This window comes from Thermaerobacillus caldiproteolyticus, from assembly GCF_015326725.1.
GTDB classification, from domain to species: domain Bacteria; phylum Bacillota; class Bacilli; order Bacillales; family Anoxybacillaceae; genus Thermaerobacillus; species Thermaerobacillus caldiproteolyticus.
Genome location: NZ_CP064060.1, coordinates 3,600,313 through 3,613,946, shown reverse-complemented (window position 1 = coordinate 3,613,946; position 13,634 = coordinate 3,600,313). Strand labels below are relative to the sequence as shown.

At 41.1% G+C, this 13,634-nt stretch carries 16 protein-coding genes and 1 riboswitch; of the genes, 7 read left to right on the top strand and 9 right to left on the bottom strand.

Annotation, left to right across the window (positions count from 1 at the left end; all coding sequences use genetic code 11):
- Position 1: 1 nt before the first annotated feature.
- The 3 genes from ISX45_RS18170 to ISX45_RS18160 all read right to left on the bottom strand — a co-directional run bounded on the left by ISX45_RS18170 (position 2) and on the right by ISX45_RS18160 (position 3,660).
- Positions 2–868, bottom strand: a complete 867-nt coding sequence (locus ISX45_RS18170) for a DNA-3-methyladenine glycosylase family protein (RefSeq protein WP_181557179.1) — start codon at positions 866–868, stop codon at positions 2–4.
- A gap of 58 nt (positions 869–926) precedes the next feature.
- Entirely contained in the window at positions 927–1,700 is a 774-nt protein-coding gene (gene pdaA, locus ISX45_RS18165; RefSeq protein WP_373367384.1) for a delta-lactam-biosynthetic de-N-acetylase, read from the bottom strand.
- A gap of 412 nt (positions 1,701–2,112) precedes the next feature.
- The gene (locus ISX45_RS18160) at positions 2,113–3,660 is read right to left on the bottom strand and encodes a fumarate hydratase (RefSeq protein ID WP_194519579.1); all 1,548 of its coding nucleotides are present in this window, start codon (positions 3,658–3,660) and stop codon (positions 2,113–2,115) included.
- A gap of 286 nt (positions 3,661–3,946) precedes the next feature.
- Between ISX45_RS18160 and yfkAB the strand changes: the two genes are divergently transcribed.
- Positions 3,947–5,071, top strand: coding sequence for a radical SAM/CxCxxxxC motif protein YfkAB (gene yfkAB / locus ISX45_RS18155; RefSeq protein WP_181557176.1), 1,125 nt, complete (start codon positions 3,947–3,949; stop codon positions 5,069–5,071).
- Positions 5,072–5,098: 27 nt separating this feature from the next.
- On the opposite strand, the gene ISX45_RS18150 is transcribed toward yfkAB, so the two are convergent.
- The 3 genes from ISX45_RS18150 to ISX45_RS18140 all read right to left on the bottom strand — a co-directional run bounded on the left by ISX45_RS18150 (position 5,099) and on the right by ISX45_RS18140 (position 7,598).
- Positions 5,099–5,887 carry a YfkD famly protein gene (locus ISX45_RS18150; RefSeq protein ID WP_194519578.1) on the bottom strand — a complete coding sequence of 263 codons (789 nt, stop codon included), beginning with the start codon at positions 5,885–5,887 and terminating at the stop codon, positions 5,099–5,101.
- Between the two features lie 254 nt (positions 5,888–6,141).
- Positions 6,142–7,197: a calcium/proton exchanger gene (gene cax, locus ISX45_RS18145; protein WP_373367383.1), complete on the bottom strand. Its 1,056-nt coding sequence runs from the start codon at positions 7,195–7,197 to the stop codon at positions 6,142–6,144.
- Entirely contained in the window at positions 7,194–7,598 is a 405-nt protein-coding gene (locus tag ISX45_RS18140; RefSeq protein ID WP_181557173.1) for an OsmC family protein, read from the bottom strand. The genes cax and ISX45_RS18140 overlap by 4 nt, the downstream gene beginning before the upstream one ends.
- Positions 7,599–7,680: 82 nt before the next feature.
- On the opposite strand from ISX45_RS18140, the gene ISX45_RS18135 reads away from it, so the two are divergent.
- Both ISX45_RS18135 and ISX45_RS18130 read left to right on the top strand, forming a co-directional pair.
- Positions 7,681–8,829, top strand: coding sequence for an MFS transporter (locus ISX45_RS18135; protein WP_194520750.1), 1,149 nt, complete (start codon positions 7,681–7,683; stop codon positions 8,827–8,829).
- A 116-nt stretch (positions 8,830–8,945) separates the two neighbouring features.
- Positions 8,946–9,092, top strand: coding sequence for a BH0509 family protein (locus ISX45_RS18130; protein ID WP_181557171.1), 147 nt, complete (start codon positions 8,946–8,948; stop codon positions 9,090–9,092).
- Positions 9,093–9,318: 226 nt separating this feature from the next.
- Here ISX45_RS18130 and ISX45_RS18125 read toward each other — a convergent pair whose 3' ends face one another.
- From ISX45_RS18125 to ISX45_RS18115, 3 genes are read right to left on the bottom strand one after another with little or no spacing between them, the layout of a single operon-like run.
- Positions 9,319–10,152, bottom strand: a complete 834-nt coding sequence (locus ISX45_RS18125; protein WP_194519577.1) for a YihY/virulence factor BrkB family protein — start codon at positions 10,150–10,152, stop codon at positions 9,319–9,321.
- 14 nt (positions 10,153–10,166) lie between these two features.
- On the bottom strand, positions 10,167–10,451 hold the full coding sequence (locus tag ISX45_RS18120; protein WP_194519576.1) for a hypothetical protein: 285 nt from the start codon (positions 10,449–10,451) through the stop codon (positions 10,167–10,169).
- Positions 10,452–10,473: 22 nt separating this feature from the next.
- Positions 10,474–10,944 carry a low molecular weight protein-tyrosine-phosphatase gene (locus tag ISX45_RS18115; protein WP_181557168.1) on the bottom strand — a complete coding sequence of 157 codons (471 nt, stop codon included), beginning with the start codon at positions 10,942–10,944 and terminating at the stop codon, positions 10,474–10,476.
- 129 nt (positions 10,945–11,073) lie between these two features.
- Between ISX45_RS18115 and ISX45_RS18110 the strand changes: the two genes are divergently transcribed.
- The 4 genes from ISX45_RS18110 to ISX45_RS18095 all read left to right on the top strand — a co-directional run bounded on the left by ISX45_RS18110 (position 11,074) and on the right by ISX45_RS18095 (position 13,624).
- Positions 11,074–11,298, top strand: a complete 225-nt coding sequence (locus ISX45_RS18110; RefSeq protein ID WP_181557235.1) for a DUF1128 domain-containing protein — start codon at positions 11,074–11,076, stop codon at positions 11,296–11,298.
- A 401-nt stretch (positions 11,299–11,699) separates the two neighbouring features.
- Positions 11,700–11,963, top strand: coding sequence for a peptidoglycan-binding domain-containing protein (locus ISX45_RS18105; RefSeq protein ID WP_194519575.1), 264 nt, complete (start codon positions 11,700–11,702; stop codon positions 11,961–11,963).
- 395 nt (positions 11,964–12,358) lie between these two features.
- Positions 12,359–12,469: riboswitch (SAM riboswitch) on the top strand.
- Positions 12,470–12,688: 219 nt separating this feature from the next.
- Positions 12,689–12,805: a YezD family protein gene (locus ISX45_RS18100; RefSeq protein ID WP_228485735.1), complete on the top strand. Its 117-nt coding sequence runs from the start codon at positions 12,689–12,691 to the stop codon at positions 12,803–12,805.
- Positions 12,806–12,919: 114 nt separating this feature from the next.
- Complete coding sequence (locus tag ISX45_RS18095) at positions 12,920–13,624, top strand: phosphoadenylyl-sulfate reductase (RefSeq protein ID WP_181557166.1); 705 nt, start codon at positions 12,920–12,922, stop codon at positions 13,622–13,624.
- Positions 13,625–13,634 lie beyond the last annotated feature (10 nt).

The following is a 13,634-nucleotide window of genomic DNA, read 5'->3' as shown; positions in this document are numbered from 1 at the left end:
TCTATTCAATACTTCTCCACAAATACAGAGAAGCATAACTTAAATATGGCTCCCATTTTTTACTTATCGCTTCCATCTGTTCCGTAGATGGTTTCTCATTAAGATGTAAAAGCTGTTGCAATGCTCTCTGCAAACCAATATCTGCTTTTGGGAACAAATTCGGTCTTCCGAGCCCGAATAAAAGAAAGTTTTGCACTGTCCACGGACCGATGCCGCGAATCTGCAGTAGTGTTTTCGTTATTTCCTCATCGCTCGCCTTCGCCAACTCGTCTAACTTGATTTTTCCTGCTGCAATGAGTTTGGATGTATCAATGATATATTCGGCTTTTCGCCCGCTGAATTGCAGTTTTTTGAGCTCATCATAGTTGAGTGCGGCAATGTCTTCGGGACGTGGATAAAACCATATACCGTCAATTTCTCTTCCAAATGTTTTCACAAATCGTTCGGTAAGCCGATACGCAAATTTTAAGTTCAGCTGCTGATGAATAAGACATTTCATTAGGCAAAAATAAAGATCAAATTCCAATATAAGCGGCGTTCCTTCATGCTTGATAAAAAGCGGTTTTAATTCTGTTTTTAAGAAATGAGCGTGAATCGGCGTAAGCGGTGTGTCCCATTGAAAAATATGCGAAATGCGCGTTAGAATTTCTTCCTTTAAAGGAGAATGTGCCGCCGTCACAAGAAAGCACGGAGAATCCTTTGTTCCGATACTTTGTACAGAAACCGCAACAGGAATATCTCGAATATAAAGAGGAACGGTAATTTGCTGCTGCTCTACATCAACATGCGATAGCGGATCAAGCGCTAAGCGTTCTAATGCGCGAGAAAAATTATATGGAGCAGCTACTTCGATTCGTTCTTGCCACATCAATCTTCATCCTTTTTTCCTTTATTATAAGCCAAACAAACCCCTTTGAACAAAACATTCAAAGGGTAAATAGCCACGGATGAAGCATCATTTTTTCCATCATTAAATCATCGAGACTTTTAAATGTATAACCTTGTTTGCGCAAATCGTCAATCACTTTCGCTAAGGCATCGGCATTGTCTTTTGAAACGGTATGAAGCAATAAAATCGCTCCTGGATGGATTTGTTTCACAATATTATCGTAAGCATATTGCCATCCTTTTTGCTTATCGATATGCCAATCGACGAATGCAAGCGACCAAAATACGTGGTAATATCCAAGGTCCCGAGCAATCGCCATCGTTCGCTCGCTAAAAATGCCCCGCGGTGGACGGAGGTACATCATCCCCTTTTGTCCTGTTAGCTCTTCTGTTTTTTTACGAACAGATTCTAATTCTTTTCGCAGCTTTTCGTCACTGACTTGTGTTAAATCGGGATGATGCCACGAGTGATTACCGACAATATGACCTTCTTTTACCATTCGTTTCACTAAATCCGGCGCGGTTTCTAAATAATGCCCTGTGACAAAAAACGTCGCTGGCACGTGCTTGGCTTTTAACACGTCTAAAATTTTCGCCGTATACCCGTTTTCATAGCCGTTATCAAATGTTAAATAAATTTCTTTTTTATTCGGATTTCCTAAATAAAACGCGTCATATTTCGCCAGTAAATCATCAAGTTCTTTGCCGGCGGAAGGAGGTTTATGACTCTCGCTTCTCTTAAACCCCCAGTGAATCGCTTTGTTGGACATTGCGTTTGCTTGATAAGGCAGGATGATACATATGGTCATCATACATAATGATACAACGACAATCCATTTCTTCATTGTTCTCCCCCTTAAACATGTTGCTAAAAATAGGTTTTTCTTTTATTGGCAGTTTAATCAATCCATTTTTTTACATAAAAAAAGACAAATACCTAATTTCACTTAAAAACTGCCCGTGTCCGGTGAGCAAACAGCGAAATGTCATCATCCTGGCTCACGCGATGAGCCAATTTTCTTTCCACGTAAAAAGTGCTTGCACTTCAAAGAAGACTGGCTTGACCGCAAAAACTCTTAAGCGTCATTATTTGCGCAAGCTTTGCACCGATGTTGATTCAAGAAGTAAACTGATTGGTTTCTGGAGCCGGAGGTTCAAATTTTATATTTTCTTATCCTTCAAAAAAACCGCTAGCAGATAAACGCTAGCGGTTTTCGCGATTAATTATTTAAATACCGGCTCTTTGAATTGTGCCAGCTTCTCTAATGATGACTTTTCCACATCTTCATGCAGGCTGTTGCCATGTGAATCCATTGTCACGACAGCGGTAAAGTTTTCTACTTTTAAATGCCACATCGCTTCCGGAATGCCGAATTCTAATAAATCGACTCCTTCCACAGATTTAATACAGTCGGCATAATATTGCGCCGCACCGCCGATGGCATTCAAATATACGCCGCCATGTTCTTTTAACGCTGCAAGCGTTTTGGCACCCATTCCACCTTTCCCAATGACAGCACGGACACCGAATTTTTTCATAATTTCACCTTGATAAGGTTCCTCGCGAATGCTTGTCGTTGGACCTGCCGCTTTGACCTGCCAGTTACCGCTTTCATCTTTTAACATGACCGGCCCACAGTGGTAAATAATTTGTCCATTTAAATCGACAGGAGCGTCATGATCCATCAAATATTTATGAATGGCATCGCGGCCTGTATAGATCATTCCGTTAATGCGAACAACGTCACCGACTTTGAGATTCCGTACTTGTTCTTCTGTAAGCGGCGCTTCCAACACAATTTCACGTTTATCGCCAAGCTGTGCTGCTGCGGATTGTTCTGCCTTTTCCAGCTCCTTAGCAAAATCGACATCTTCTCCTTCTTGATAGAACCATTCTTGAATCTCGCCTGTCTCCGGATCGATTTTCACACCAAGACGGCGGAATGCCCAACAGTTATATGCAACGGAGACGAAGAAGCTAGCCGGGATACGGTGCATAACACCGATTTTACAGCCAAGCAATGTCGTTTCCCCGCCAAATCCCATCGTTCCAATACCAAGCTTGTTTGCATTTTCCATAATGTATTCTTCGAGCTGACGAAGTTGCTCGTTAGGATTGACATCATCAACCGAACGGAATAACTGCTCTTTCGCTAATTCATAACCGGAAGATCGGTCTCCGCCAATACCGACCCCGATAAATCCGGCACTACAGCCTTGACCTTGAGCTTGATACACCGCATGTAAAATGCATTTGCGAATGCCGTCTAAGTCGCGGCCGGCTCGTCCCAGTCCTTCCAACTCACAAGGCAAGCTATATTGAATGTTTTTATTTTCACAGCCGCCGCCTTTCAAAATTAAACGGACATCAATATAGTCTTTTTCCCATTGTTCAAATTTGATGACAGGCACGCCGACGCCAAGGTTGTCACCGCTATTTTCTCCTGTTAATGAATCAACAGAGTTCGGACGAAGTTTGCCGTCTTTTGTTGCTTGAGCAATTGCAGCGTGGATCGCCTCTTTCATCTTAATTTGGTTGACGCCGACCGGCACTTTAATTTTAAACGTCGGAAGACCTGTATCTTGACAAATCGGCGATACGTTTTCATCCGCCATTTTGATGTTGCCAGCAATCGTTGTTAACGCCATTGCTGCACGTGTACCGGCATTTTCTCTTGCTTTGGCACGTGCAATCGCCCGGCGCACATCTTTTGGCAATTTCGTTGACGTTTCTACAATAAGTTGATACATGCTTTGTTGAAACTTTTCCACACTAAACGCCCCTTCCCCTTTGGTCGTCTTATGTATTAATATTTAGAATAATTTTCTTATTTATTATACTCTTTTTCCGTGACTAAAGAAAACGGATTGCGCTGGAAAAAATAAAAATCTGTTTGTTACTATTTTTTCTTTGCGTGTTTGCACATATTCGGAGATTCAAGTCCATAGTTTAGTGGTAGGTTGTGATAACGATCGCTGCTTAAAAAATTGACAACCATCTATATCGTTTTTCATAATTAACGTTGGTCAAGGAATTTACAGAGAAAAGGAGATTTATATGAACCGTCTTACACTCGAACCGATTACACCGTCTTTTGACCCATGGGAAGCGTATTTAGATATTGAGCAATACGGCCAATTGGAGTTAACAAATATTGAGTTTACGACAACCACGTTATGCAATATGCGCTGTGAACATTGCGCTGTCGGTTATACATTGCAAACGAAAGACCCGGAAGCGTTACCGCTTGAATTATTGATTCAACGGCTGGAGGAAATTCCTCACTTACGCTCGTTAAGCATTACAGGCGGAGAACCGATGCTTTCGTTAAAATCGGTAAAAGAATACGTTGTTCCTCTATTAAAATACGCCCATGAACGTGGAGTGCGTACACAAATCAACTCAAATTTAACACTAGAGCTAGAACGTTATGAAAATATTATTCCTTACTTAGACGTGCTTCATATTTCGCATAACTGGGGAACGATGGAAGATTTTGTTGAGGGCGGATTTGCGATGATGGAGCGCAAGCCAAGCATCGCGCAGCGCGAGAAGTATTTTGAACGGATGATTGAAAACGCCAAAGCACTTGCGAGCATGGGAGTGATTGTATCAGCAGAAACAATGTTAAATAAACGGACTCTCCCACACTTAGAAGCAATTCATCGCCAAATCGTTGAAGAGATGCACTGTAAGCGTCATGAAGTGCATCCGATGTATCCGAGCGATTTTGCTAGCGCCCTAGAAACGTTAAGTCTTGACGAATTGCGGAAAGCGATTCATCATCTTCTCGATATTCGCGACGAAAACGTATGGATGCTGTTTGGAACGCTTCCATTTTATCCTTGCAGTGATAACGAAGAAGACTTGGCTTTATTGAAGCGTTTATATTCAAGTAAAAACGTGACCGTTCGCAATGATCCGGATGGTCGATCCCGCTTAAATGTGAACATTTTTACAGGCGATATTATCGTCACCGATTTCGGTGATGAACCGACGCTCGGAAACATTCAGCACAATACATTGCTAGAAGCGTATGAAAAATGGATGAATTCTCGCCTTGCCAAACAGTTGAACTGTCATTGTCCATCCGTTCAATGTCTCGGCCCGAACGTGCTTGTCAAAAACTGCTATTATCCAGACATCGACTTTACTATACGAAAAGCGCGCATTACAAAGTAAAAACGTCAAGGTTCTCCCTTGACGTTTTTATCTAGGCTGGTCGCTCACGGTAAACGAGAAAGAAAGCCGATCTTGTACAGGAATCCATGCACCGACTCCTTGGGTCGTCACATTTTTAACAACGATTTTCTTTTTGTTCCCTTTTAAGACGATGTATACTTCCCCATATGTGACTTTCCCTTTTTCGTTTACCGCTGGGGCATATGCATACAAATATCCAAGTTTTTTGACAGGAACTTGATACGGTTGCTCTTTTTTTGTTCCGATCCCCACAACGGTACTAAACGCCAGTGGCAAGTTTGTTTTTTTCATCGCCTTTAGCAACATCATCTTTTTTACTGCTTCTTCGTTCGGAACTTGGGCTGTTAATCCGCCGCGTACATGTTTTAGTGTTTCTTGCTTATAATAAAGTTTTTGCGGCGCATTGCCGCCCCGGTTGTCCAACACGTTTGTATTTATTTTTTGGTATTCCCAGTTTGTCGATGTCTCTAATGATTGGTAGTTCAGCGGCCACTGTCCTAAATAAATGGTCGCACGATACCCGATGGCAAATGGTGTACTTGAAACCGATGATTCGTTTAACAAGCGAATGAGCTCCGGATTTTCGATTTTTGCGTTAGATGAGTTAGTGAGTTGTTTGGCAAACTTGCTTGGCTGTAAATAAGGTAAGTCTTGCGTTGGATTTGGATACGTATTTTCCTTTGATATATCTACAATCGAGTTGGGGACTGCCTGTTTTGGAGCAGCGCCGGCGGCTAAAGCAAATGAATATACAATAAATACGCTAATGAGACAGCAAAAACTCCATTTTCTCATCTTGTGCACTCCTTTCCATAGCTGCTTTCAACGTTATTTTTTTCAAAAAAAGGCGGTTTATCCATAAAGAAAAAATTTATTATTTTTGTTCAGAATATTCATAAAATAAATGTAGTATGCTATATTATTTAGTAAGTCATTCTTTTCATGAAGATCTATATGTTTTTCCTCCTATTTGATACATGTTTTGCCCAAATAACAAAGGGACTCTGTTTTTTTCACAGAGTCCCCTTTTTTGAAATGAACTTCCTTCTCTATAATAAGTAAAAACCAATGCCCATAATCGTATAAGCAGCAAGCAGAGTGGCTCCTTCAAACCAGTTCGTATCTCCATCGTTGGAAAGTACGATCGTTAATAGCACTGAAGTGGCCATTGCAATTAATTCCGGCAGTGAAAATACGAGCGGCATTCTTGTTGGAAACAAAAGCGACGCGAGCACAAGCACCGGAGCGACGAACATCGCAATTTGCAGCGTCGAACCGATCGCAATCTCCACAGCTACATTCATTTTATTTTTGTACGCCATAATGACCGCGGAAGCATGCTCCGCTGCGTTGCCGACAATCGCGACAATGATGATCCCGATAAACAGTTCACTCCAGCCAAACGATTCTGCCACAGTTTCAAATGTATGAACAAGTTTCTCCGATATGTAAGCAACCGCTACAGTCGCGAGCGCTAGAATAGCAATCGATTTTCCTTTCGTCCATTCCGGTTCTTCGTGTTCTTCCACTTCATCTGATTTATGTTGGTATACCCCGCGATGGCTGACAAGTTTAAAATATAAAGCCGCCAAATAAAGAGCAATCATAATAATAGAAATGCCAACGCTGAGCGATAACGTTTCCGCCTTTGACATATGGATAGAAAACACTTCTGGAATCACAAAAGCAACCAAAATCGCAAAGGTTAGCAATCCGGCGTTATGACGCGCGTCGTATACGTTAAATTCCTGACGCTTATGCTTAAGTCCTCCCACAAAAAAGGATAATCCCGCCACCAACAATAAGTTCCCGAGCACAGAACCTGTCAGTGACGCGAGCACGACTTCGACTAACCCTGCTTTTAATGCAAAAATCGAAATAATCAATTCAACAGCATTACCAAACGTCGCATTCAACAAACCACCAATGCGCGGACCCGCGACAATCGCTAAGCTTTCGGTTGCTCTCCCCATATAGCTTGCTAATCCAATAATCGTTAAGCAGTAAACAGCAAACATAATCACAGCCGGCCAATGAAGGAGCCCTCCTATGACCGATAGCGGCACACCAATCAGCACGATCAACGAAAACACTTTGTTTATCATCCGCATTCAACCTTTCTATCTGTGACTAACTCAAATGATTCCGTTACTTCAATGCTTCCCTCTACAGATTGAACCATCGGGCAATTTTTTCTCGCCACCTCGAGCGATTTCGCTATCTGTTCTTCACGCAACCCGTTTCCTTGAATGACAAAATGAAGATGAACCTTTTCAATCCGATTCGCCTTTGCTTCGTTTCTTTTGACATCAGCACGAATCGTCATATCCTCCACATGCAGCCGCTTTTTCTCTAATACTTTTCGCAATACGCCCCCGCTGCACACAGCAATGGAAGCGGCAAGCAGCTGATAAGGACGAAAGCCGTATGCTTCGTCGCCAGCAACATGTAATTCTCCGTACGGCAACGTCGTTTGAAACCCTACTTCTTTCATCGTAAATTCCATTTGTGTCACCTCTTTTTGTTGTCATCAAATCAGAGACGATGTACTATGGTAGATAGTATTTTTGAAAAACGGGGTATGCATGATGCGGTTTTGGATTTTAGTCAGTATTGTTGCAATTTCCGGCTTGTCTCAAGGAATGCTCCTTCCTCTAATTTCCATTTTATTAGAGAAAAACGGGGTTTCCTCATCGGTAAATGGGATACATGCAACATCGTTATATATCGGGGTATTACTTATCTCGCCTTTCATGGAAAAGCCGTTGCGAAAATATGGATACCGCCTCATTATTATACTGGGTGGTTTTATTGTACTACTATCACTCGCTTTATTTCCACTATGGCATTCATTTTTCTTTTGGTTTTTATTACGGCTGCTGATCGGCATCGGCGACCATATGCTTCATTTTGCGACGCAAACGTGGATTACGGATTTTTCTCCTCCTCATCGACGCGGTCGCAACCTATCATTGTATGGATTGTTTTTTGGAATCGGATTTACTGTTGGGCCGCTGTTGGCATCACTCGTAGAAATAAACGAGGCATTGCCATTTTTATTGTCATCGTTGCTCAGCTTGGTTGGATGGCTCACCGTGTTTTTATTGAAAAATGAACATCCGGAGACAGAAGAAGAACACTCCCGCTTTTTTGATACGTTTCGCCGCTTTTTCAATGTGTGGCAATATGCATGGGTCGCTTTATTACTTCCATTGGCATACGGATTTTTAGAAGCATCGATTCATGGAATTTTTCCCGTTTACGCCCTAAGGGAACACATTTCCATCCAGCACGTTTCTATCATTTTACCCGCCTTTTCCATCGGGAGTATCGTCTTTCAACTGCCGCTTGGCTTATTAAGCGATCGGTTTCAACGGAAATTCGTTGTTGCGTTTGCTTTATTGATCGGCAGTGCGAGCTTTCTAATCGCATGGTTGTTCGTTCATTCACTTATTGGTTTATTTGCTTGCTTTTTTGTTGCCGGAATGTTTGTCGGCTCCTTATTTTCGCTTGGGATTGCGTATATGGCTGACTTGCTTCCAAAGCACCTATTGCCAACTGGGAACCTTCTATGTGGCATTCTTTATAGCGTTGGAAGCATGAGTGGTCCTTTTATTACAGGAGTAGTTATGCAATATCAGCAAAATGGAAGCTTTTTTATTACGATCAGTTTTCTTCTTTTCTTTGTTTTTATTATGTTGTTATATAACAAGAAACACGAGGTCGCTGCTAAATGACCTCAATTTTTTTGCTTATTTTTCAAAAATGGTGTTGACCGCTCTTCTGTTCTGTTATATAATACAAGCAAGATAAAAAGAAACTGTTTTAAAACAGAATAAAGGAGCGATGGCAAATGAGTAGAGCGGAACGGAAAAATATGATTGATTTTATTGAAAAAATGAAAGGAATCGCACGGGAACAGCTCGTCTACATGACCGATGCCGAAATTGAACACATTTATAATCAGACATATTACCATTATGAAGAAATTGCTGAATAAAAGGGCTGTCGACATATGACAGCCCTTTCTTTTTTAATGATATCCGTTTTGTCCGTTGGCACTGCTGCTTGTTTTATGCTTTGGCTTATTTTTTCCTTTTTGCTTTGTGCCACCGTCTTTTTTCGTACGCTTCGTCATTCAGAAGCCCTCCTCATCTTGAATAAAACGGCCTACAGTTATTACTATCTCCTGTTCCTCATTGCTTATGAAAGGAAGTTTGTACATGTTAACGCTCTCGCTTTCTTCCCTTACGCTCGCAATCGAAAATTGCGTTCATTTCACCGCCCAAAATAATAATCATTCCGGATAAGTAAAACCAAACCATTAAAATAATCATGCCGCCAAGACTTCCATACATGGCGGTATAATTCGCAAAATTACCGACATAATAGGAAAAAGCAAGCGAGGTAATGATCCAACCGATCGTCGCAAACAGAGCGCCGCGAACGACATCGGCATAGCACAGTCGCTTATTTGGGGCAAAATAATATAAAGCCGTAAACACAATAAATAAAATAACAAAACTGACCGCCCAGCGAAACGCATTCCAAATCGTTAAAAATGTATGGGAAAAGCCAAACTCAGAAAACAAAAACAGCCCTATCGTTTTCCCGAAAACGGGAAGCAATAATGCGACAATGATGACAAAAATCATGCCAACCGTAAGTAATATCGAAACGCCTCTCGCAATGAAAAACGGCCGATTTTCTTCAACATCGTAAGCGCGATTAAAGGCGCGAACAATCGCATTCATTCCATTAGAAGCTGACCAAATCGCACCAATAATACTAAGGGACAAAAGCTTTCCATTTTGGTAATCCATAATTTTGTGAATGTTCGCCTCAATTAAATGGATCGCTTCCTCTGGCGCATATTGCCGTACTAACGACAAGACATCCTCATGCGGCAAAGGAAGGTAGGCCAACAATGTAAATAAGAAAATTAAAAAAGGGAATAGAGAAAGAAGAAAAAAATACGCTAACTCCGCTGATAAGCGAGGAATTTCATCCTCGTGAAATCGTCTCGCCATTTCACGGATGAATGTCAAATTAATCATCATGGACTGTTCCCCCTTCACTTTTTCGTTTGGGGATTCCAACTGTACGTCTCCTTTAATATCTCAATGATTTCAGGGGTTTTTTCCGCTATTTCTTTTATTTTTTCTGCTGTAAATATTACATCTTCTCTCAATGATTCGAGCGATTGACGATATTGTTGTATGCGTTGGCGCAATTGGCGTATGCCATCCGTCCGATGTTGCCATAGTGATGCTCTCACATCTCGATCAAAGAGCGAAATCGCAGCACCGATCGCAGCACCGATCATCACATTTCGCCATAACTTAGAGCTTTTTTTCACTTTCTCCTCTCCCCTTTTCTGGCTAGAGTCCTTTCTCTTTTTTTATCGTTTCAAGCAAATGTTGACACCCTTTTTGAATTAATTCGTATACTTCTGTAAAATTTCCAGTATAGTATGGATCTGGTACATCAACCATATCACTATCTGGTACAAAGTCAAGAAGGCGACCGATGAATCCTGTTTTATTATAACCAGCTAAACGCCGTAAACTTCCGACATTTTCTGCATCCATCGCGATAATATAATCAAATGTTTGCAAATCTTCTTCATTGACTTGCCGTGCTTGGATTCCCGTAAAATCAATGTTATTTTCTTTTAAAATTCGTTGCGTCCCTTCATGCGGTGGATTCCCGATATGCCAGTTTCCCGTTCCGGCAGAATCAACAGTAATTTTTCCCTCTAGCCCCTCTTTTCTTACTAAATCCCGAAAAATTGCCTCCGCCATCGGCGAACGGCAAATGTTTCCTAAGCAGACAAATAGCACTTTCACCATATTTCTACATCTCCCTTCGATACCCATTATAAACAAAATTAAAATAGCGATGCATACCTTTCACTACTTTTATTGTCTAAAATGTGTGTTACAATAAACGTAATTATGAAGAAGAAGGGAATGACAAAAATGGATTTATCGAAGAAATCCTTTGAAAATGTTGAATATATGGTGGAAAAAATAAAAGAGAAACTGAAAGTATTAAACTTCGATGCCATTAAACCGTCGCATTTTTCCGAAGAATGGTATGACGAGTTAAAAGACATTTACGAGATGGTCATGAAAAAAGCAACGTTTAGCCCAAGCGAAATGCAAGCCATTGCGGAAGAGTTGGGAAATTTACGAAAAAAATAGAAAGGATGGAGCATTCCGTCCTTTTTTATTTTAACAAACTTGGCGATTGTCACATACGCTAAAACACACGTACAGTGCCAAGAAGAATGGACAAACATGGTGTACGAAATGACAAAAGATTATATCAACTACAGAAATACGCGTTCAAGCGAAAAATTAGAAATGTCAAGTTTTTATCGTCAACCAACATGAAATCCCGGCTCATTGGGATGGAACTCCGTTACAGGAAACGTATTAATTTTTTATGAGGCGCACAAGCTTTATGTCTGGCACCATGCATATCTTCGGACTCGATCCAACGAAACACATTGTCGCGCATCGCACATTAGATCCAGAACGAGGAACCAATCCGGTTGACGCCTTTTGTCTTTATAGTGTGACATAGGATGGATGTATTCAGGATGGAAACAGACACATTCCAACAAAGAGACGAAAAAACAGTAAAGCAACCACAGGTCAAAGGAGCATCATCACATTTACTTGTAAAAATCAGAAATCACAGACCTTTTGTGAAAAAAATTCAAGAAGATTTCATTCGCCTTGTCTTCCCTCTTCCTAGGTATGGAGCGAATGGCATTTTTGGTGAAGAAACAGAAGATGCGGTTATGGCTTTTCCAAAGCGTACGGTCTCCGCGTTGATGGAATTGCCAGATCTGAAACATTAAGAAATCGTAAAACAGCGGCTGCATCATCAGGAATTCCCATTATCAATTAAAGCGACAAAGGCGCAATGTTACAGCGGGCATTAAAACATCTCGGCTTTGCCCCAAAATGTATGGATGTCATCTACGAAAAGCAAACGGAGACGCTTTCCACCTATGTATACCGCTTTGCGGGATTTATAGGGCAAATACAAGAAAAATTTATGCGTATGGAACTACAGCACAAGTGAGCGTTCTCATCAAACGTATGAAACAGCGGCTTTATAGCCACAATGTTCGCTTCAAGAGGGCGGTTTCTTTTTCATTCTCCTCCCTTTTTATTCTATCTAAAAATAATTCCTATCGAAAAACTCGGGTTGACTTTTGAAAGAATTATGTTAAAATTTTAGTCAATTCCATACTTATCAAGAGCGGCGGAGGGAACTGGCCCAATGAACCCCGGCAACCTACTTCTTCAGAAGCAAGGTGCTAAATCCAGCCAAATGGGAACCATTTTGGGGAGATAAGGTAGAATACGTTACCTCTTCAGTCTTTCCGAAATGGAAAGTTTTTTTATTATCAAAGTCAAAGGCAGTGTGATTCTCTCTCGATCCTATTGTTCTTCACGTGCGCTTCAGGGCGTGAAAGCGATTGGACTCAGAAGAGCTAACTGCCGAGCTAGACAATAAGAAAAGCCAAGATGGCAAGGAGGGACTGTTGTGGGCAACGATCAGCAACAACTCGAGACCATTTTTACAAAAATTAAGGAAATGTTAGATTCCATGAAGTTTGGTTCTATTACTCTTGTTATTCAAGACGGTAAAATTATTCAGCTGGAAAAAAACGAGAAAGTAAGATTAAGATAAATTAAAAAGTACGCTGACTAGACAAACTAGAGGCGGCTTCCCTTTTTTTGCATGCAAACCATAGAGGGGAAGATCGCCTTTTTTTATAGCAATCACATGTAGGGGGAACAACATATGTTAACGTATCATACGTGGGACGAAGAAAAACCGTCATTTTCAAGTGACAATGAAACAAAAGGAGCATTAGATGTTTTGGCTTGGGCATATGACCATTATCAAGATGATATCGTATATGCCTGTAGCTTCGGTATTGAGGGCATCGTCTTAATCGATTTGATCGCCAAAGTAAAACCGGATGCCGAAATCGTCTTTCTTGATACAGGGCTTCATTTTCGTGAAACTTATGAAACGATTGAAAAAGTAAAAAAGAAATATCCATCTCTTCGCATCATTATGAAACAACCAAACTTATCACTTGACGAGCAGGCAAAACAATTTGGTGATGAATTGTGGAAACATAATCCGAATAAGTGCTGTGAATTGCGCAAAATCGTGCCGTTGCGTGAAGTATTAACCGGTGTGTCCGCTTGGATCTCTGGCTTGCGGCGCGAACAATCGTCCACACGTCGACATGTCGAGTATTTAAACAAAGACGAAAAATTCCGATCGATTAAAATATGTCCATTAATTCATTGGACATGGAAAGATGTATGGAATTATGTTCATAAGCATGAGCTTCCGTACAACGAGCTCCATGATAAAGGCTATCCAAGCATCGGCTGCGAACCATGCACTTCCCCTGTTTATGATTTAGAAAACTTACGCTCGGGAAGATGGGCCGGACATGAAAAAATCGAATGCGGTCTTCATGAATCATAGGAGGAGCCGA